The 18,754-nt window shown below is 49.7% G+C and carries 19 protein-coding genes and 1 pseudogene; 8 read left to right on the top strand and 12 right to left on the bottom strand.

What is annotated here, in order from left to right; translation table 11 throughout:
- Nucleotides 1–16: 16 nt before the first annotated feature.
- The 5 genes from ACH6EH_RS01830 to ACH6EH_RS01810 form a co-directional block, all read right to left on the bottom strand.
- On the bottom strand, nt 17–355 hold the full coding sequence (locus ACH6EH_RS01830) for a hypothetical protein (protein ID WP_397330848.1): 339 nt from the start codon (nt 353–355) through the stop codon (nt 17–19).
- Between the two features lie 35 nt (nt 356–390).
- On the bottom strand, nt 391–558 hold the full coding sequence (locus tag ACH6EH_RS01825) for a hypothetical protein (protein ID WP_208202714.1): 168 nt from the start codon (nt 556–558) through the stop codon (nt 391–393).
- 18 nt (nt 559–576) lie between these two features.
- Nucleotides 577–1,800, bottom strand: coding sequence for a glycosyltransferase family 4 protein (locus tag ACH6EH_RS01820; protein ID WP_397330847.1), 1,224 nt, complete (start codon nt 1,798–1,800; stop codon nt 577–579).
- Nucleotides 1,801–1,810: 10 nt separating this feature from the next.
- Nucleotides 1,811–2,524: a glycosyltransferase family 2 protein gene (locus ACH6EH_RS01815; RefSeq protein ID WP_397330846.1), complete on the bottom strand. Its 714-nt coding sequence runs from the start codon at nt 2,522–2,524 to the stop codon at nt 1,811–1,813.
- 196 nt (nt 2,525–2,720) lie between these two features.
- On the bottom strand, nt 2,721–3,647 hold the full coding sequence (locus ACH6EH_RS01810) for a DMT family transporter (protein ID WP_397330845.1): 927 nt from the start codon (nt 3,645–3,647) through the stop codon (nt 2,721–2,723).
- 65 nt (nt 3,648–3,712) lie between these two features.
- Here ACH6EH_RS01810 and ACH6EH_RS01805 point away from each other — a divergent pair, with 65 nt between their 5' ends.
- Nucleotides 3,713–5,074 carry a TrkH family potassium uptake protein gene (locus tag ACH6EH_RS01805; protein ID WP_397330844.1) on the top strand — a complete coding sequence of 454 codons (1,362 nt, stop codon included), beginning with the start codon at nt 3,713–3,715 and terminating at the stop codon, nt 5,072–5,074.
- A 248-nt stretch (nt 5,075–5,322) separates the two neighbouring features.
- The gene (locus ACH6EH_RS01800) at nt 5,323–7,146 is read left to right on the top strand and encodes a UbiD family decarboxylase (protein WP_397330843.1); all 1,824 of its coding nucleotides are present in this window, start codon (nt 5,323–5,325) and stop codon (nt 7,144–7,146) included.
- 60 nt (nt 7,147–7,206) lie between these two features.
- On the opposite strand, the gene ACH6EH_RS01795 is transcribed toward ACH6EH_RS01800, so the two are convergent.
- Nucleotides 7,207–7,482: a hypothetical protein gene (locus ACH6EH_RS01795; RefSeq protein ID WP_397330842.1), complete on the bottom strand. Its 276-nt coding sequence runs from the start codon at nt 7,480–7,482 to the stop codon at nt 7,207–7,209.
- A 152-nt stretch (nt 7,483–7,634) separates the two neighbouring features.
- Between ACH6EH_RS01795 and ACH6EH_RS01790 the strand changes: the two genes are divergently transcribed.
- Both ACH6EH_RS01790 and ACH6EH_RS01785 read left to right on the top strand, forming a co-directional pair.
- Nucleotides 7,635–8,867, top strand: coding sequence for an aminopeptidase (locus ACH6EH_RS01790; RefSeq protein ID WP_138225815.1), 1,233 nt, complete (start codon nt 7,635–7,637; stop codon nt 8,865–8,867).
- A gap of 129 nt (nt 8,868–8,996) precedes the next feature.
- Nucleotides 8,997–10,226: an aminopeptidase gene (locus ACH6EH_RS01785; RefSeq protein WP_397330841.1), complete on the top strand. Its 1,230-nt coding sequence runs from the start codon at nt 8,997–8,999 to the stop codon at nt 10,224–10,226.
- 72 nt (nt 10,227–10,298) lie between these two features.
- On the opposite strand, the gene ACH6EH_RS01780 is transcribed toward ACH6EH_RS01785, so the two are convergent.
- Nucleotides 10,299–12,191, bottom strand: coding sequence for a sensor histidine kinase (locus ACH6EH_RS01780; RefSeq protein ID WP_397330840.1), 1,893 nt, complete (start codon nt 12,189–12,191; stop codon nt 10,299–10,301).
- Nucleotides 12,192–12,469: 278 nt separating this feature from the next.
- On the opposite strand from ACH6EH_RS01780, the gene ACH6EH_RS01775 reads away from it, so the two are divergent.
- Nucleotides 12,470–13,057: an RNA polymerase sigma factor gene (locus ACH6EH_RS01775; protein WP_138225812.1), complete on the top strand. Its 588-nt coding sequence runs from the start codon at nt 12,470–12,472 to the stop codon at nt 13,055–13,057.
- On the top strand, nt 13,038–13,895 hold the full coding sequence (locus tag ACH6EH_RS01770; protein WP_208202719.1) for a DUF4367 domain-containing protein: 858 nt from the start codon (nt 13,038–13,040) through the stop codon (nt 13,893–13,895). Before ACH6EH_RS01775 ends, ACH6EH_RS01770 begins: the two co-directional genes overlap by 20 nt.
- A gap of 116 nt (nt 13,896–14,011) precedes the next feature.
- Here ACH6EH_RS01770 and ACH6EH_RS01765 read toward each other — a convergent pair.
- Nucleotides 14,012–14,152, bottom strand: a pseudogene (locus ACH6EH_RS01765) (hypothetical protein); the annotation flags it as partial.
- On the opposite strand from ACH6EH_RS01765, the gene ACH6EH_RS01760 reads away from it, so the two are divergent.
- Both ACH6EH_RS01760 and ACH6EH_RS01755 read left to right on the top strand, forming a co-directional pair.
- The gene (locus tag ACH6EH_RS01760; protein WP_397330839.1) at nt 14,153–14,428 is read left to right on the top strand and encodes a hypothetical protein; all 276 of its coding nucleotides are present in this window, start codon (nt 14,153–14,155) and stop codon (nt 14,426–14,428) included. It begins immediately after the preceding pseudogene.
- Nucleotides 14,429–14,466: 38 nt separating this feature from the next.
- The gene (locus ACH6EH_RS01755) at nt 14,467–14,889 is read left to right on the top strand and encodes a hypothetical protein (protein WP_397330838.1); all 423 of its coding nucleotides are present in this window, start codon (nt 14,467–14,469) and stop codon (nt 14,887–14,889) included.
- Between the two features lie 432 nt (nt 14,890–15,321).
- On the opposite strand, the gene ACH6EH_RS01750 is transcribed toward ACH6EH_RS01755, so the two are convergent.
- The 4 genes from ACH6EH_RS01750 to ACH6EH_RS01735 form a co-directional block, all read right to left on the bottom strand.
- Complete coding sequence (locus ACH6EH_RS01750; protein ID WP_138225810.1) at nt 15,322–15,819, bottom strand: hypothetical protein; 498 nt, start codon at nt 15,817–15,819, stop codon at nt 15,322–15,324.
- Nucleotides 15,820–15,951: 132 nt separating this feature from the next.
- The gene (locus ACH6EH_RS01745; RefSeq protein WP_233280977.1) at nt 15,952–17,232 is read right to left on the bottom strand and encodes a hemolysin family protein; all 1,281 of its coding nucleotides are present in this window, start codon (nt 17,230–17,232) and stop codon (nt 15,952–15,954) included.
- Nucleotides 17,233–17,640: 408 nt separating this feature from the next.
- A complete protein-coding gene (gene gerQ, locus ACH6EH_RS01740; protein ID WP_397330837.1) occupies nt 17,641–18,165 on the bottom strand; it encodes a spore coat protein GerQ in 525 nt (174 codons plus the stop codon).
- A 30-nt stretch (nt 18,166–18,195) separates the two neighbouring features.
- Nucleotides 18,196–18,618 carry a cell wall hydrolase gene (locus ACH6EH_RS01735; RefSeq protein ID WP_138225808.1) on the bottom strand — a complete coding sequence of 141 codons (423 nt, stop codon included), beginning with the start codon at nt 18,616–18,618 and terminating at the stop codon, nt 18,196–18,198.
- Nucleotides 18,619–18,754: the final 136 nt, after the last annotated feature.

Raw genomic sequence — 18,754 nt, 5'->3', positions numbered from 1 at the left:
AGCAGGCCTCCCTTCTTTATTCCATCACACTGAAGTGGGAATTGGAGAACACCGCGATCAACTGTCCCTGATCCTTGGCATAGACAGTAATGCCGGTCGTAAGAGAGGTGTTAATGTTTGTTACTAGCAGCAGGCTAAACGCCCGATGGTGATTATAAATATCAGGAAGGCTGACCGTGCTTCCGGCAGCGGCGTGGACCAAGGTGACATAGAATATGCTCCCGTCATGATAGTAGCCATGGACTAGCACGTCGAAGGGCTCACTGCCATGGTTACTGATATATAGATCACTGCTTTGAATGTATCTGGCATCAATGGGGCTGAAGGGTGCAGCTTCCAAGCGAAATACCGACATGATGAATGACCTCCTTGTACAGACCAGAACCTCGCTTAGCCGATATTGTAAATCAGCGGGTCCGGCAGTACGTAATCTTTGGGCAGAGCGGAGACGATCTGATTCCATACGGCATAATCCACCAAGAGCTCGGGATTGGAGGTCTGAACGGCAAACCACCGATTATAGAGGTCGCTGATGACCTGATAGGCATCCGGATTCATATGACAGCCCTCCTGTCGTTATATTTTTCGTGCCAGAACTTCATGATAGGTGAGAATCATCTGCTCCATCATCCGATCCATGGACCAGACCTCATTCGCATATGCCTGGCCATTTCTGCCCAGGGCTTGACGATACTCATCGTTGGCCAAGAGCAGTATCAGCTGCTCTGCAATGGCTCCGGCATCTCCCACCTGACTGATCAGTCCAGTGACTCCCTCCTGCACCATTTCCGGCAGCCCTCCCGCGTTGGACACTACGCATGGCAAGCCCGCCAGCTGTGCCTCCATCACGGAATATGGCTGGTTGTCCTGTACACAGGTGTGGACGAAAATATCCGATTGTCCCAGCAGAGCCGGAATATCATTACGTGCCCCGTGAAAAACTACGTACTCCTGCAGGCCCAGCTGCTGCGTCAACGCTTGAAGCGACGCCATAAGCTCTCCGTCACCAACGATCCAGCATACCCAGTCGGATCTTCGGCGAGCCACGATGGCGAGCGCGGCAAGCAGCACATCAATCCCTTTGACAGGAACGAGTCTGGCCGGAAAAATGATAACTTTTTTTCCGGGAGGCCGCTTGATGGGAGTGTCCTGTGCCATTCGGGCATAAAATGCTCCCGTTTCCAGTCCATAAGGAAATACCTGTACGCGTTCCGGAGCCACGCCATAATCTTGAACAAGAATATTCTTGCTCCAATGATTCGCTGTAATGGTGAGATCCGAAGACATGGCAGACTGATATTCCATTTCAGGGTAATAATTCCATGTCGGAGACCCGGGGATTACGTGCAATTCAGGACGCATGCGAAAATGCTCGTGCATTTCTCTAGCGACCGAGCCGTGTACATGAGAGATGAGCGGAACGTGCTTTGGTTTGACCCGATACAGTGCCCGGGCTGCAAAAATATCCTGAGTATGGATAATGTCATAGCAGTCCAGGCCAAAAAATGCAGCAGCGAGCTCAAGACTATAACGTTCAAATTCATAATATTTGAGATAGCTTTCGCCGTTCACAACGGGCGAAGTTACCGGATTCAGCTTTGCACGCAGCATCGGTAACAAGAGCTCCTTGGGAAGCTCTCTGCCTTGATTTACAAGGTAATATTTTGAGTAATCGGGGCTGTTGCCAAGGAGGTCTACCTGATGTCCCATCAGGACAAGCCGGTCGTGCAGCTGCTGCATAAAATTCCAGACCCCTCCAACATGAGGCACAAGCCACATCGTAGCCAGCAGTATTCTCATCTTTCTCTCCTCACCCGCCCAGTGCCCACCTTTGATTCAGGCTGGCTCTGTACATTTTCTTAAGCTTTCCGTATTCTCGCAAAATCGTTTTCTTATGCCGGACCGTTCCCATTCTGGAGTGAACCCGGTACAGGGTGAGCGGCTCGTGCAAATAACCAAACCGTGCGCCGTGCAGAATCATCCGTACCCACATGTCGTAATCATGGGTGTAACGCAGCCGTTCATTGAACAGGCCGAGGCTCATGAACAAATCCTTGCTTGCGACGACGGTGCAGCCGTTCACCGGATTGCTATACGTAAGCTGGCGCGCAAGATCAGATGTTCCGCTCATGGGTATCCCGCAGGTAGGACGCGTAATGGCATGCTTGCTGTCAATGGTGGAGAAATCGGTGTAGCTCACTTGAAGTCCGTATTCCTGCATGAAGGCCATTTGCTGCTCCAGCTTGCTGTAATGAAACAGATCGTCCGAGCTGAGCCATGCGATATATTCTCCGGAGGCATGCAGAATGCCGTGATTCAGCGCACTGGCGGTGCCTCCGTTTTTTTTGCCCAGGTAATGAACTCTATCTCGATAGGGTGCAATCAGGTTATGGTGCTGGGTAGAACCATCGTCTACCACAATAATCTCTACATCAGGATAGGTCTGTCCGCAGGCACTGACCAGGGCATGCTCAATATAGGGGCAGTTATAAAATGGAATGACGATCGTCACCTTCGGTGTCATCCATGCTTCCCTCCTTCTAATGTGCTTCATAAAGCTTTGCCTCCGCTGCAGCAGGCGGGTTAGTACACCTTATGCGAAGATTTCCCAAGGGAAGCGGCTTCCTGCCCTGTGCATTCATCCATTTCCACACAAAGAAAAACCGGATTCCCTGACAGGGACCCGGCATGTTGAATGACTTATGGATGTTATTGACAAGCTATAGCTGCGGCACACTTTCCCTCATGGGAGGAGCTGGTTCGCTGTGAGGCTGCTTATACCTCAGGAACCAGATTAAGCCGCACATCACGAAGAAGCCCCCGGCAAACTGCCAGGCATTCATGGTTTCGTGCAGGAGGATAAAGGCCAGCAGGCTTGCCCCGACCGGTTCCCCTAGCACACTCATCGAGACAACGGACGCGCTGGAGAAGCGCATCATCCAGTTAAACAGCAGATGGCCGAACACGGTCGGGACGATTGCCAGCAGCAGGAAGATTCCCCACTCCTTTGCGGGATAGCCTGTGACGGGAATGCCTAGAGCCATATTGTATACCCCCAAGCACATCGCTGCCGACAGAAACACCATCCAGCTGTACACGAGTGAGCTCATCCTGCTCATAAGCGATTGTCCCAGCAGCATATGAACGGCAACCGCGGCTGTACCTAGCAGTGACATCATATCGCCGGTAAAGCTGGCGTCAGAGCCTGAGACACGACTTGCGCCCATCAGCAGAAAAATGCCCATAAACGCTATGGCCACGCCGACTAGCGCAGATAAACTCGTCCGCTCCTTGAACCAGATATAAGCCCCCAGCATGACAAACACCGGCTCCAGCGCAAGAATCAGGGTCGAGCTGGCAACGCTGGTATAGCGTAAGGACCCCATCCAGAGCAGAAAATGCAGCGCCAACATGAAGCCCGAGAGAAACAACAAACCTTGTTGTTTAGGCGTAATTTGCTTGATTTCAGGTGCCTTGCGCCAAACAAAGGGCAGCATCATGAAGGCTGTCATAAAGAGACGGTACATCGCCTGCACCGACACCGGCGCCTCCGACCATTTTACGAATATGGATGAGAACGAGATGGCAGTGATGCCGATCAGCAGCAGGATGAGTACAGGAATCGGCGCTTTGCCCGATTTTATCATTGTGGGACCAGCCTTTCATGGTATAGTAGTAATGGTTTAATTTTTGGTAAGGAGCTTTTTATCCCATGATTTCGAAAAAAAACAAAACCCGTAATGATCCCATCAGCCCCCCGAAATTTCTCGCGCTGGGCTTCTCCGCCATCATCTTGACGGGCACCTTTCTCCTGGAGCTTCCGATGGCTACCGCCGATGGCACCCGCACCTCGTTGGCAGACGCCTTCTTCACCGCAGTCTCTGCCACGAGCGTAACCGGACTCGTCGTCGTCGATACCGGCACACATTGGTCCACGTTCGGCCAGATCGTGCTGCTGCTTCTGTTCCAGCTTGGCGGATTGGGATTTATGACCTCGGCTACCTGGATTGCGATGATGCTGAACCGCCGGATCTCGTTCCGTGAACGGATGATTCTGCAGGAAGCTATGGGACAGTATCAGATTCAGGGCATCGTCGATCTGATCCGCAAAGTGTTAGTGTATGCGTTCACTATTGAGGGCATTGGCGCTTTATTGCTGACGCTCAGGTTCTGGAGAGACATGCATTTTGATGAAGCTCTCTATTTAGGCATTTTCCAGAGTGTATCCATCTTTAACAATGCAGGCTTTGATCTGCTGGGCTCGATTCACGGGCCATTTGCCGGCTTCCCGGTATATGGTACGGATATCTATCTTAACCTGGTGAACATGGCTCTTATATTCCTGGGCGGGATTGGATTTATCGTCATGTTCGACGTGATGGAATATCCGAAATGCCGCAAGCTCTCCCTTCATTCCAAGGTCGTGCTGTCCGTCACCGGCTTTCTGATATTGCTCGGAGCGCTTTCCCTGTTCCTGCTAGAATACAGTAATGACGCTACCATTGGCAATATGACCTGGTATGAAAAGTGGATGGCTGCTTTCTTCCAGTCCATCACCGCAAGATCTGGCGGCATCAGCACCATTGATATCGGAAGTATGCAGCAGTCCAGCCAGTTTTTCCTCATCATTCTGATGTTTATCGGCGCAGCGCCCGGCTCTACCGGCGGCGGCATCAAGGTCACGACCTTCGCTGTCCTGATCGGCGCTGTAATCAGCATGATTCAAGGGAAGCGGGATGTGGTCCTGTTCAAAAAAAGAATTCCGGAAGCGATGGTCTATCGCTCCCTGACCGTTACAATTATCGCCCTGATCGTGCTCGTAAGCTCCGCGATGTTCCTATCGGCTACTGAGGATCAGCAATTTCTAGTCATCTTTTTTGAGGCTGTTTCTGCCTTCGGCACCGTGGGCTTGTCCATGGGGATGACGCCGGAGCTGTCTGAGGTTGGCAAGGTGTTTGTGGCGCTGCTCATGTTTCTCGGGCGATTGGGTCCATTGACCCTCGCTTACGCTCTTACGCGCAAGAAGCACAAGGATTTGTACCGCCACCCGGAAGGCCGGATCATTATCGGTTAACCGTTAAGCGTATCTCTATAGAGGGCGGAGCCTGCGGGCGCCGCCCTTTCTCTATGCAGCTTGGTTTACCCGCGTCTTCGGGCTAAGTTCAGCTTCTTCTTACAGTCTTTATTGACATCAGAGCTTACTGGCAGATGAAACGCTCTCGGTGTCCTGCCGATGCTGTACGGCCGAAGAAATGACGCTCCGTTACAGTTCTGCTAAAATAAAAACAAAGAATGTTAATCATGAATAGGAGCGGCAAAGCTATGTACCCAACACTGGAAGCATGCGTCAATGATCTGGAACGAAATGGACATCTCGTACGGATTCGGGAGGAGGTCGATCCGGATCTGGAGCTGGCTGCCATTCATCTGAGAGTATTCGAGGCGGGAGGGCCGGCTCTTTTGTTTGAGAATGTGAAAGGCTCACGCTACCGGGCTGTCTCCAATCTGTTCGGGACGCTGGAGCGCAGCAAGTTTATGTTTCGTCAGACCTGGGAATCCACGAAAAATGTCATTGCGCTGCGTAACGATCCCATCCAGGCGCTCAAGCATCCGCTGCGGCATGCCAGATCCGCCGCCGCCGCAGCAAAGGCATTACCTATGCGTCAAGGCGGCGCGGCCGGCTTTCAGGAGATCTCCATTCAGGAGCTGCCCCTGATCAAGCATTGGCCTATGGATGGCGGCCCTTTTATTACACTTCCACAAGTATACTCCGAGGACCCGGACAAGCCTGGCATCATGAATGCGAATCTCGGCATGTATCGTGTACAGCTGCAGGGCAATGACTTCATCGCGGATAAAGAGATCGGCATGCATTATCAAATCCATAGAGGCATTGGCATTCACCAGCATCATGCGGCCCGCAAAGGCGAGCCTCTGAAGGTGAGCATCTTTGTCGGCGGGCCTCCCTCACATACGCTGTCGGCCGTTATGCCTCTGCCGGAAGGCCTTAGTGAGCTCACCTTCGCCGGCTTGTTAGCGGGGCGCCGCTTCCGATACAGCTACGAGGATGGCTACTGTATAAGTCGCGATGCGGATTTCGTCATCACCGGGGAGATTCATCCCGGCGAGACGAAGCCCGAAGGACCTTTTGGAGATCATTTAGGCTATTACAGCCTTGCACACCCCTTCCCTCTGATGCGCGTCCATAAGGTATATGCGAAGCCTAACGCGATCTGGCCGTTCACTGTCGTAGGCCGGCCGCCGCAGGAGGATACTGCGTTCGGAGCACTGATCCATGAGCTGACCGGAGATGCGGTTAAGCAGGAAATTCCTGGGGTGAAGGAAGTGCACGCTGTGGATGCGGCAGGTGTTCACCCGCTGCTGTTCGCGATCGGCAGCGAACGATATACACCGTATGCGCCCGCCAAGCAGCCAGCTGAGCTGCTCACTATCGCCAATCGGATTCTTGGCACAGGGCAGCTGAGCCTGGCCAAATATTTGTTCATTGCCGCCGAAGAGCAGGAGCCGATCAGCACGCATGACGAGGCGGCGTTTCTCTCGTATATCCTGGAGCGAATCGATCTTCAGCGGGATCTACATTTTCAGACGAATACGACGATAGATACCCTGGACTATTCCGGTACGGGACTGAACCAGGGCAGCAAAGTCATCCTGGCCGCTTGCGGCGAGAAGAAGCGCGAGCTGGGCATCAGCGTACCGTCGCAGCTGCAAGAACTGCGGGAGTTCGTTCATCCGCGTATCGTTCAGCCCGGTGTTGTAGCGCTGGAATGTCCACCGTTCACAAGCTATACCGAGGCAAAGGAGCAGCTGCAGGAGCTGTCTCAGGCAATCGCGGAGCGCGGTGGTATACCGGACATTCCTTTGATCGTGATCTGTGACGACAGCGGGTTCCTCTCCGCATCGCTGTCCAATTTCCTGTGGGCGACCTTCACTCGCAGTAATCCGTCTCATGACATGTACGGAGTGAACAGCGGCTATTCCTTCAAGCATTGGGGATGTGACACCCTCATTATTGACGCCCGGATCAAGCCGCACCACGCCCCTCCACTCATTCCTGATGCGGCTGTTCAGAAGCGGATTGACCGACTGTTCACCTCAGGCGGCAGCTTGAACGGCATGGGGTAAGCATAAAGCAGAAGACGTAAAAGCACCCGCCCTTTCAATTAGCAGGGGGCGGGTGCTTTTTTATTCAAATCCGCCGGCATCAATCGCAGCATCCAGTAGATCGTCAAACAAATCATCGTGAAGCTCCAGCCATTCATCCACCTGAAGGAATTTCTCCTCCGGTCCCGGTTCACCGGCAAAGTGCAGACTGTAATCCCAGTTCTTGCCGTCCTTGCTCATGAACGTAACCTCGTACGATTCCGGATGATCCTCCACAGTAAATACCGTGCTGCCGGTGAAATGCTTCTCTTCATCCAGCTGCATGGCTGCCCGCTCTATGGTATATGAAATCAACATCTTTACTCTCTCCTTTAGTGTTCCATAAATGCTTCTCAGGTCCCTGTAAGTATATCACTTTTTCCATTTCTTCATCAGTCGTTTTTCTTATGGAATACAATTTAGTATAATGTGGTTGTTACCCATTAAATCATGTATTGGAGGATACCACAATGTCCGACTTCACAGCATTACTGGACAAATATGCGGAATTGGCCGTCAAGGTGGGGGTCAATATTCAACAAGGACAGACCCTGGTCGTTCACGCTCCGGTGGAATCCGCCGACTTTACCCGGTCCATTGCTGCCAAAGCGTATGAAGCCGGTGCCCGGCTTGTTAAGGTATACTGGAATGATGAAGCGCTAACCCGGATGCAGTACGAGCATGCGAGCGACGATGTGTTCACAGAGCAGCCCAAATGGTTCGCCGGCGAAATTACGGAGCTCGTGGAGAACGGAGCTGCGGTGCTTCATATTTTGGCAGAGAACCCGGATTTGTTGAAGGGCATTGACGCGGAACGTATTGCGAATTACTATAAGACCCGCGGAGAAGCGTTGAAGCAATACCGCGCGTATCAGCAGGCAGATAAATTCAGCTGGTGCCTGATCGCTGTTCCTTCTCCTGCGTGGGCAGCGAAGGTATTTCCGGAGGCGCCGGAGGCAGAGCAGATGGAACGCCTGTGGAAAGCAATCTTCCATACCGTGCGCATTGATCAAGAAGCTCCTGTAGAAGCCTGGAAGCAGCATCTGGACGTTTTGAATCAGAAATCGACGGTGCTGAATGCGAAGCAATACAAAGCCTTGCACTATACTGCCCCAGGTACAGATCTTACGATTGAGCTGCCGAAGGGCCACATATGGGCTCAAGGAGACAGCATTAATGAGCAGGGGCACACGTTTGTTGCTAACATGCCAACAGAAGAAGTATTTACCGCACCGCTGAAATCGGGTGTGCATGGGAAGGTCTCCAGCACGAAGCCTTTGAGCTACGCGGGCAACATTATTAACCATTTCTCATTGACCTTTGAGGAAGGTAAAGTGGTTAGCTTTACAGCCGAAGAAGGCTATGAGACCCTGGAGCGTCTGCTGAACATGGACGAAGGTGCCCGCTATCTTGGAGAGGTCGCGCTAGTGCCGCATCAATCACCAATTTCAGAGTCGGGAATCTTGTATTTCAATACGCTCTTTGATGAGAATGCGTCCAATCATCTGGCGATTGGCAGTGCCTATGCATTCTGTCTGGAAGGCGGCAAGCAGATGTCTCAGGAAGAGTTAACTGAAGCGGGCTTGAACACCAGTGTCACCCATGTCGATTTCATGATCGGCTCTGCAGATATGAACATTGACGGCATTACACATGACGGCAGCAAAGAGCCTGTATTCCGGAACGGAAACTGGGCATTTTAAGAATAAGGTTCTAGCAGCCGGCAGATGCTCCTGCCGGCTGGAACATTGTTTCATTGCTTCGTCCTCTCTTTTTTGATATTTATTAACCAACGGTAGAATAAAAGAACATGTGATGGAGGAGTTTTAAGCATGCTGACATTTCAACAAAAGCTGGAGAGATATGCGGAGCTTGCCGTTAAAGTAGGTGTCAACCTGCAGCCTGGGCAGGTGCTGGTTGTGAATGCGATGATTGACTCGGCGGAGCTTGTTCGCCTCGTCGTGCGCAAAGCCTATGAGGCCGGAGCCAAGCATGTTAAGGTCAATTACAGTGACGAGCAAGTGAACCGCTTACGGTTTGATCTTGCGCCGGACGAGGATTTTCTGACGCCCCCTACCTATTATGCCGAAGAAATGACGGAGCTTGCCGGCAACGGCGCCGCATTCATGACGATTCTGTCCTCGAATCCGGATTTGCTGAAAGGGGTACAGCCTGAAAGAGTATCTAACTTTCAGCGTACATTTGGCGCAGCGATGGCTACCTACCGCAGATACCAGCAGGCCGACAAGATGAGCTGGACCGGTCTTGCTTTCGCATCGCCGGACTGGGCTGCCAAGGTGTTTCCCGATGAACCTCAGGATCAGCAGGTGAAGCTGTTATGGGATGCTATTTTTGAAGCAGTACGCGCGGATCAGGAAGACCCGGTTGCTGCCTGGGAGCAGCATATTAATAAGCTTCAGAAGAAATCAGATGAGCTGAACCGCAAGAAATACCACAAGCTGCATTTTACGGCCGAAGGCACTGATCTTGTCATTGAGCTCCCTCCAGGCCATATCTGGGCCCAGGCTGGAAGCCTGAACGAGAAAGGTGATCGTTTCGTCGCCAACATTCCGACCGAAGAGGTGTTTACTGCCCCTCTGAAAACCGGCGTGCATGGCACTGTGCGTAGCACGAAGCCGCTGAGCTATGGCGGGAATATCATCAACAACTTCTCATTAACCTTTGAAGAAGGCCGAATTGTACATTATGCTGCTGAAGAAGGCTACGATACCTTGAAGCGACTGATTGAAATGGACGAAGGCTCCCGCTATCTTGGCGAGGTTGCGCTGGTGCCTTTTGATTCCCCGATCTCGAACAGCGGAATACTGTATTACACGACGCTGTTCGATGAAAATGCATCCTGCCATCTTGCTATTGGCAGTGCCTATGCCTTCAACCTGGAGGGCGGCAAGACCATGTCTCCTGAAGAGCTGGCTGAGCACGGACTGAATGCAAGTATCACTCATGTAGACTTTATGATGGGCTCCAAGGATTTGAGCATCACGGGGATTACAAAGGAAGGCCTGGAAGAGCCTATCTTCATCAATGGAAACTGGGCGTAATGCTGGGATGAATGATTCATTCATAACGAAAAGGGGTGCCTTTGGCTGTAATCAGCCGGGCACCCCTTTGTCTTATGTGGCCGCTGCGGTCTCCTGTGCGGCCTTGGATTTCCGAATGGGTACGCGAAATGCAAAGCAAGCGCCTTGTTCAAATCGCGGCTCTACCCAAATCTTTCCGTCCATCAGCTCTACGAGCTTGTGGCAGATGGCAAGGCCAAGGCCTGTGCCTTCGTACTTGCGTTCCCTGCCCTCCCTTTCATGAAGCTGGGAGAAAGGCTGGAACAGCATCTCAGCCTGCTCTGGCTTGATGCCAATACCTGTGTCCGCCACGGTAAATTGAAGGCTGAAGTAATCTCTGGCTTCCTCTACTACGGATACGTGCAGACTCACATAGCCCCGCTCCGTAAATTTAAGCGCATTGCCAATCAGGTTGACCAGAATTTGTCGTAATCGCATAGGATCTCCTGTCAGCAGGCCTGGAATCTGCTCGTCAACGACGTAACGAACGATAAGATCCTTATCCCGGGATATAATCTCAAACAAATCGAAGCATTCTGATATGAGCTGGTGCAGATTGAAATCATCCCGAACCAGCTTCACCTTGCCCGCTTCCATCTTTGATAAATCCAATATATCGTTGATTACATTTAATAAGGCGTGACTGCTCTTAAGCTGCAAATCTAGCAGCTCCTTCCTGGTATCCTCATCCTGTTCGTCCCCAAGCAGCTCGTTGATGCCGATAATCCCGTTTAACGGAGTTCTTAATTCATGGCTCATCGTCGCCAGGAATTCACTTTTCATCCGTGCTGCTCCTTCTGCTGCCTCTTTTGCGGCCATCAGCTCCTGCTCAAACAGACGCTTGTCCGTGACGTCCTTTGTAATAATATAAGACCATTGATGACCCGGCGTCTCCAGAGGGAATACGGTAGCGCTGTGTATGAGCATCACTCCTTGCTGGCTTCGGATACGGATTTCCACTTGCCTCGGGCTTCCCTCCGATGCTTGGCGGACCGCGGAGAGCATAATGAGATAGTCACGGCGATTGCAGAACAGATCATCTAGAGGCAGTGATATCAATTCCTCTGGGGTATAGCCCGTCAGGGCGAGCACAGCCGGATTTACGCTCAAGATTTTTTTCTGATGGTGATCTACACAGACAACAAGGTCGGGGTTATGCTCGAACAATGTCATGTAGCGCCGTTCATTGAATCTCGCATCGGTTAAGACCCTTCTCCGGTCCCAGTAGAGCCCAGTAAGAATGATTGTGATGAGCAGCAGCGAAGCGGTGATGACCATAGCTGCCAACAATGTGCTTTTCATCCCTTCGTTGAGCGAGTCTGCAGTAATCTGAGAGCTTGGTGTAAAGGTCGTTCCCTCCATCGCCGTATCATGCATCAGTGAAACGGACAGCACGAGGATTACCGCACCTGCCCAGCGGCGCAAGCGGGATTGGCGATGCGGTGAGACTGAGCGGTAGATGCCTAAATATAAAGCGGTATACACGGCCAGCATGGCAATAATTACGGAAAGTGAAGCATAGAGAGGATTTTGGCGGTACATGAAAGGAATATCCAGCGACAGCATCCCGGCATAGTGCATGGACACCATCGCCAGCGAGATCAGCAGTCCGCTTAATATAAATTGAATTCTGGAGATGACATGGTCCATGAAGACCAGGCGGACAGCAAAAAATGAGGCCATCAATGGGAGAAGAAATGAAACGGCAAACATGGGTGGTTCGTATGCTAAGGCATAGCCGAAATCCATCGACAGCATTCTTGCGAAATGCATACTCCAAAGCCCTGTCCCCAGGGCAAATGAGATGAAGAATGTATATCCTAAAGTTTTAATATTTCTTAACAATGCTTGCTGAATATAATGAAAGGCTGTATAGGTAGACACTACAGCGATCAAGACGGATATGAAGATGAGTACATTCGGGATCCTGTCCGGCAGGTTATCCATAAGCTAACGCTCCTGTCATCATGATCTCCCCCTTGTACTCCCCATTTTAAAATTATATATTCCAAAAAAGCAACCCTGTCGACATAACCAGACAGGGCAGATTAGTCCTACAAAAGTCCCGGTTTCAAACTGTTGTGGTCATCCTGAAACGGTTTATCTTGACAGGTTATATTTAGAACGCTTACATGCTATACATAAGGTTTATTGGACGTTGTTTCAAGAAAGTTATAAAATATATAAAAGATTAGAGAAAGATGCATCGGAGAGGAGATTATCGTGTGTCTAATCGTCTTCAGCTGTTGTTAGCAGCAGAATTTGAGAATATAAATGAAGCCTTACAGGAAGAAATTTATTATGAATTTTATGATCTGGTATACGGACAGATCATGTATATTGTACGAGATCATGCAGCGGTTGAGGATATTATTCAGGAATCATTTATTAAAGTCATCACCCATAAGCCGGAATTTGAGAATGAAGGCAAGCTAAAAGCCTGGCTGCGTGTAGTGGTCAAAAATTCAACCATGAATTTTTTGAGAAAAAACAAAAACAGCCGTAACCAACTGGATGTTGACCGTGTTTATATTAGTGAAGAAGCGGTGCTACCTACCTCTAACAATGTGGAGCACCAGGTGGAATCGAAGCTGATGGAAGAATCGATTGCAGCTTACCTGGAGGAGATGAAGCCGGAGTACCGACTTCTGATTGAGTATCGCTGGAAGCACGGATTGTCTTATAAGGAAATTGCCGATGTGCTAAATACGAAGGAAGAGATCGTGAAGCAGCGGCTTTATCGCGCCAGGGAATCCGTGAAGAAGAAGCTGAACAGGGAATGGGGTGTTTTTGATGAGCAACGAAAAATTTGAAGATGGATTTGACCCGGCTTTTGATGAGGCGTTTGACAAGGCGTTTGACGAAGCCTTCGAGTCGGCCGCATCCAAGATGGATTCCCCCTACCCCGTCCCGACATCTAAAGTGGAATCCTGGCAGAAGGTAAAGCAGCAGCTAGATCAGCAGCATAAAGTAAGAAAGCGTGTTAAGAGGTATCAGATTGCAGGCATTATCGCGGCTTCCATCGCCGGTGGAGCTATAATTTTCTCGCCTCCGGCTGTGACCCAGGCAATCTCCCCGCTCTACCAGCAGGTTAAGGATTGGGGCGATGGGATTATTACCATTGTATCCGGGCGAGATGAACCGGTCAGCGAGAATGAGTCCAAGGCCAAGACGTCACCACCTCCAGACTACAGAGACGATGAGCCCGCGCAATTACATCCAAATGAAGGCCAGGTTACGATTCCTGAAGTCGACAATACGACTTACACCTGGGACGAAATTCAAGAAAAGCTGACCTTTGCGATGCCAGAGCTGGGATATATTCCAGACGGCTACCGTTACGAAGAGGCATTGCCTCATGTGGTGAAGAGAGACGATCCGATTGGCATGCTGACTATGGTCTACACCAACGATCAGGGTGATCGCTTAACGTTCGACTTCTATGATTTGTCAGATGGCAAGAAGGTTAGCATTGGTGTGCTCGGAGAACTGAGCGAAATTACGTTAGCTTCAGGGGTGACAGCACAGATTAAAGAAACGTCGACCGGCTATAATCAGCTGGATTTCGTAGACAACAATGTTCGCACACTCATTACCGCCCCCGTTACCCGGGAAGAGCTCATTGCTATTGCGGATGGCATGCAGCGCTAAAGAGAAGTAGGGGTCCCGCCAACAAAACGCGAAAAACGTACGCTAAGCGATCATTTCCCCCAATAACCCGGATTTCCCGTACGCTAAGGAAATCCGGAATTTATATTCGCTAGATGCTACGCTTCGCTTGACGGGGATTTTAACGGACGTAAACCCTTCAACGCCTTGATTTGCTTGATGTCAAACTTGCATTCTCCCAAGAAATTGATGTGTTCCCATCCGAGCGGAGAAATGTGCTTCAAAAGTTCTTCGTTCAATTGTCTGTTGTCTCTCATTCTCCCGGAACATCTGCAAACTGGAAATTAAAAAAACAATATCTGGATTTTATTGATAACAATGGCGACGATTTGGATCAATATTATCTTGAAGGGCTTACGACAATTACCGGGGCAGGACAAAGCTGTGAAGTTGCAACGAGTGCCTCTATTGATATCGGAGCAATGTATTACTTCGGTGATATTCCTGCACAAGATGTCGTTCTGCATGATAATTTTTGCATTCCTAATTTTATAGCATCAATCGTCAGTGAGTGATACAATAACAACGGGGGTCCTACTCATAGGACCTCCGATTGTTGTTCCAAGGGAGGCTGGTTTTTATAAAAAGGTCCGCACTAATAATACTCCTTTTTGCCCTAGCACTAAGCGCTCTTGCAGGCTGTTCTACAAGTAAAGCTGATGTCGTTAAAAGTATGGTCGCAAGCGAGAAAGGTTTCTATAGTATTTATGTTTTCTGGGACGGTGAAACAACTGATTACTCGGCCCTAACGAAAGAAATGGTAGAAGTAATTAACTCCGAAGAAGTCCTAAAATCGATGAAGATTAGTAACATGACTTTTGTTAGCGTAAATGATAAAACCCAAAAATATAACTACAAAAAAACATTTGATCTTAAACATTCCCCAACAATCCTCATATTAGACAATGAAAAAGTCGTAACGCAAACTAAAGATCCAAAAGACATTCATGTATTTTCAAAGGGACTAAACAAATGATCGCTAAAAAACGGTCATTTGTTTATATTTGTAGAGTAAAGGGCTGAGACCTGCTCAGTCCTTTACTCTACATTTAAAGAAGCTTGCTTTGAGCAGCAAGCTTCTTTTCTTGGGGGTTACTAACTTTCTAAAACATTGAAGGTATAAAGAGGGGGGTAGCGCCAACAATTAGATGTTATACGCTAAGAGGAAGGTAGAATCCGTTTCTGTCCGCTTGATGACTTGATGATCGCTAATAATGCCTAAACATCCTTAGCGTACGTTTTTCGCGTTTTGCTGGTGTTACCCCTTCTTGAGCATATTAAGGCAAGCGAAAACCATCCGACCTTAAGGCTTACTTTTGTCAGGCCACGAAGCATCTCGCAACAACAAACGAGGCCATCCCGCAAGACCCTAGATCTTTTGGGACAGCCCCTTGAAAAATGATTTAAGTTAGCGGAGAATTGTCTCGGTGTAATTCAGCGTTTCCTCATAAAAAGTGCCTTTTCTCACCCAGTGAATCGTTTTGCCGCGGTAGTAGTAGCCTGTAGTGGCGCTGAATATTCGGTTGTCGTTGTAGAATGCTGCATTGTTAGATTGTCCGGAGCTGGTACCGCTGTCTACCCAGGCAGAGCCTGTCCAGCGCTGCAATATAAAGTTAACTCCGATGCTGTCGACGACCGTGCTGGAGCTGGTTGAACCATTAAGCTGGAATTGAATGGAGCCGTATCGCTGCAGCGATGCCCCAATCGAGGTTATGTACATGGTGCTGGAGTTGGCGGCGTTGATGTTCATTTCTACCGGAGGCGGAGCCGTTAAAGCACGAGGCTCTTTGTTGGCGCTCTCCAAAGAAGTGTCGGCATAAACGCCAGAAGCGAGGGTCAAGCTAAGGGCACATGCTGCGGCAAACATAGATGTAATTTTAGCAGGCTTGAACAATTTCAACATCATATCACCTTACCCTTTATTTTATTTTCGATCCATATTCTAGCATGACCTCCTTATATATTCCTTGAAATATTTTGCATTTATGACATGGAAAATAATAAAACCAGCGAAATATTTCGCTGGTTTTATTTGAAACTAAGATGCGCCGGCTTCCAGCAGTTCCATATGGCCCTGCTGAATCAGTCGAATCCGTGATATTCGCTTATGGTCATACTCCTCAACGACGAGCAGCACATGCTCAAACGCATACGATTGACCGACTTGAGGCACTACAGCTTCAAGCTTGGATGATAGCCAACCGCCAATCGTATCATAATCTTCTGTATCTACGTTCAGGCCGAAATGGCCGTTTATTTCTTCAATTAGCATCAAGCCGTCAATAGAGTACTCGTCCTCTGATATCACTTCAATCCCTTGTCGTTCCTGGTCAAATTCATCTTGAATTTCCCCGACAATCTCTTCCATGATATCCTCCATCGTGACCAGCCCCGAGGTTCCGCCATACTCATCAATAAGAATGGCAATCTGGGTCTTGGAACGCTGCATCCGTTTCAGCAGCTCACTGATTTTGATGGATTCCGGCACGGCAATGATTGGGCGGATCAGGGTGAGCTGATCTCCGATATGCCCCCTCATCAAATCCTTGATATGAATGAAGCCGGATATATGGTCTTTATCCTCTTCACAGATCGGATAACGGGTGCGCATATTATTCAGCGCAATATCCAGATTTTCTTCCATCGACAGGTTGGTATACAAGCAGATCATATCGGTTCTCGGAATCATGATCTCTCTGGCTGTGGTGTCTGCAAATTCGAAAATATTGTCCACCAGAGCAAGCTCGGTATCATTAATGAGACCTACCTCGCTGCTCTCCTTCATAAGATCGAGAATTTCCTCTTCCGTATGAACCGCTCCCTTCTCCACGACGGGCGTCATCCGAAATACACGCAGCAGCACATTCGACACTCCGTTCACTAGCCAGATCACGGGGTAGGTCAGTACATAAAACCCACGGATCAAGTTGGCGGTATGCAGTGTCATGGTTTCTGCCTTGCGCACGGCTACGGTTTTAGGTGCCAGTTCACCAAAGATCATATGCATGATTGCAATGAATGCGAAGGTAATCAGTATAGAAATAGTGTGAAGTACCCCGGTGCTCCAGCCAGTCGCTGACATCAAAGGGGCAAGCATGCCCGCTAGCGTCTGCTCTCCCACAAAGCCAAGTGCCAGGGTCGATAACGTAATGCCCAGCTGACAGGAGATCAGATACGGGTCCAGATTGCGCAGGATTCGCTGCGCCTGTCTTGCTTTACGATGGCCTTCTTCCGCTAATGCGTCGATCCGGCTGCCTTTCACCTTCAGAAATGCAATTTCTGCAGTTACAAAAAAACCGTTCAAAAATACCAAAATCATAACCAAGGATAAACCTATTAGACTCGGTAAGGGGTCACTCAAATGTTCTCCTATCCGCCGGATGTGGCTCTAAGGCGAATAGGAACACCTCCTTCGGTAATTAAAAATGTGTGTTGCCAACTCGGGATACGACGTCATCTCTGTCATCAGATTCAGCTTCAACTTCCCAACGGGCTCATCTCCTCTCAAGATTCAAGGGTTACTATCCTATATCATTAATTATATAGCTAACCTTTTGACAGTCAAATTGAATGTGATGACAACATCTTCAGATGTTACAGGCTGTTTTGCAAGCATAAACCCGATATCTCTTGATTTCGCCTGATTCTGCACCCTGGAGAAAAAAAACACCGGCATGCACCGCGGCTAAGCTGTACAGGCCGGTGTCCGGGCCAAGACGATTATGGATTAACGCCCTGTAGGCGGCGGATTCCCAATGACGCCGGGATATTGATAATTCAGCGGCTCATCAAAAACGACATAATCCAGATTTACCATGAGCAGGATCAAGCGCCGACCGCTCTGACGCTCGGAGATGACGATGTGGTCCCGCCCCGCTGCTTCGATGACACCTGTAAAAATTTTGGCGTTCCACTGGGAGTTGTTCTCATAAGTCATGTAGAAGGTCGCTTGCTTTCCAAGATTCAAACGCAGAATATTCTCGATGTAGGACTGCTCGAACTGCGGCGTGGGCAGCACTTGGCCGCTCGGAGTCATGGTTGCGCCGCTCATGACTTGAGGCGGTACATTCGCAGAATACCCTTTGGAGCCCATAGCCTGCTGAGGAACATTCGCCGTATAGCCTGCGCCTCCAGTCATTTGCGGCGGTACGTTTGCGTTGTATCCGGGTGCAGCTCCGCGCTGAGATTGCTGGGATAAGCCTGGATAGCCGTTGCCAATTACCGGATTTGAAGGGACGCCGAAATTCATCATAAGTATTTTCCTCCTCGTACTTCTTAAGTTTTAATACACGGACGGACAATCGGCTGCTGTCGGCCTGAAGAAGCAGTGAGCTTTATAGCGTCCTGTGTTCTGCTGATTGTACCAGGTTGCCGGACAGCCTCCGGCAGGCCGAAAGAACCAGAGCGCGTTGCTTGCAGGCCAGACGCGTTCGCCGGCAATGACGCGGCGGGCCAGCCTGCGGTCGCGCTCTCTTGCCTTTTGATAAAAGTAGCCCTTCTGTGTTGCCTCGAACCCTCCAGGGCTTTGATACACCATGTCATTCATGCTGCGAATTCCCTTGAAGTCCAGGCAATTGGACAGGATGCGGTTCACACCGACATTTCCAACCATCAGCATCCCCTGCTCCCCGTCTCCTTCAGCCTCAGCCCGAATCAGCCTAGCCAATAAATCGACATCAGATGAGTTGGTATTGATGACCGCCATGATGGCTCCTCCTTCCTACCGCACATTAATTGCACAACGTATCGTATGTGCATTCGCCCAGAAATGTGACAATAAATTTTATGATTGCAAAAAAATTACTCTTTCATTACAAATTCATCCATTTTATTTAACATCC

The organism is Paenibacillus sp. JSM ZJ436 (genome assembly GCF_044383795.1).
Taxonomy (GTDB): Bacteria; Bacillota; Bacilli; order Paenibacillales; family Paenibacillaceae; genus Paenibacillus_AQ; species Paenibacillus_AQ algicola.
The sequence above is the reverse complement of the archived record's forward strand: the minus strand, read 5'-3'. Positions and strand labels throughout refer to the sequence as shown.

Excerpts from the sequence above, each read along its gene's own strand:
- ACH6EH_RS01830 (WP_397330848.1), bottom strand. The coding sequence starts at position 355 with ATGTCGGTATTTCGCTTGGAAGCTGCACCCTTCAGCCCCATTGATGCC.
- ACH6EH_RS01800 (WP_397330843.1), top strand. The coding sequence starts at position 5,323 with ATGTACCCAACACTGGAAGCATGCGTCAATGATCTGGAACGAAATGGA.
- ACH6EH_RS01770 (WP_208202719.1), top strand. The coding sequence starts at position 13,038 with ATGAGCAACGAAAAATTTGAAGATGGATTTGACCCGGCTTTTGATGAG.
- ACH6EH_RS01810 (WP_397330845.1), bottom strand. The coding sequence starts at position 3,647 with ATGATAAAATCGGGCAAAGCGCCGATTCCTGTACTCATCCTGCTGCTG.
- ACH6EH_RS01805 (WP_397330844.1), top strand. The coding sequence starts at position 3,713 with ATGATTTCGAAAAAAAACAAAACCCGTAATGATCCCATCAGCCCCCCG.
- ACH6EH_RS01785 (WP_397330841.1), top strand. The coding sequence starts at position 8,997 with ATGCTGACATTTCAACAAAAGCTGGAGAGATATGCGGAGCTTGCCGTT.
- ACH6EH_RS01825 (WP_208202714.1), bottom strand. The coding sequence starts at position 558 with ATGAATCCGGATGCCTATCAGGTCATCAGCGACCTCTATAATCGGTGG.
- ACH6EH_RS01815 (WP_397330846.1), bottom strand. The coding sequence starts at position 2,524 with ATGACACCGAAGGTGACGATCGTCATTCCATTTTATAACTGCCCCTAT.
- ACH6EH_RS01780 (WP_397330840.1), bottom strand. The coding sequence starts at position 12,191 with ATGGATAACCTGCCGGACAGGATCCCGAATGTACTCATCTTCATATCC.
- ACH6EH_RS01745 (WP_233280977.1), bottom strand. The coding sequence starts at position 17,232 with ATGATTTTGGTATTTTTGAACGGTTTTTTTGTAACTGCAGAAATTGCA.
- ACH6EH_RS01795 (WP_397330842.1), bottom strand. The coding sequence starts at position 7,482 with ATGTTGATTTCATATACCATAGAGCGGGCAGCCATGCAGCTGGATGAA.
- ACH6EH_RS01735 (WP_138225808.1), bottom strand. The coding sequence starts at position 18,618 with ATGGCGGTCATCAATACCAACTCATCTGATGTCGATTTATTGGCTAGG.
- ACH6EH_RS01750 (WP_138225810.1), bottom strand. The coding sequence starts at position 15,819 with ATGATGTTGAAATTGTTCAAGCCTGCTAAAATTACATCTATGTTTGCC.
- ACH6EH_RS01820 (WP_397330847.1), bottom strand. The coding sequence starts at position 1,800 with ATGAGAATACTGCTGGCTACGATGTGGCTTGTGCCTCATGTTGGAGGG.
- gerQ (WP_397330837.1), bottom strand. The coding sequence starts at position 18,165 with ATGATGAATTTCGGCGTCCCTTCAAATCCGGTAATTGGCAACGGCTAT.
- ACH6EH_RS01790 (WP_138225815.1), top strand. The coding sequence starts at position 7,635 with ATGTCCGACTTCACAGCATTACTGGACAAATATGCGGAATTGGCCGTC.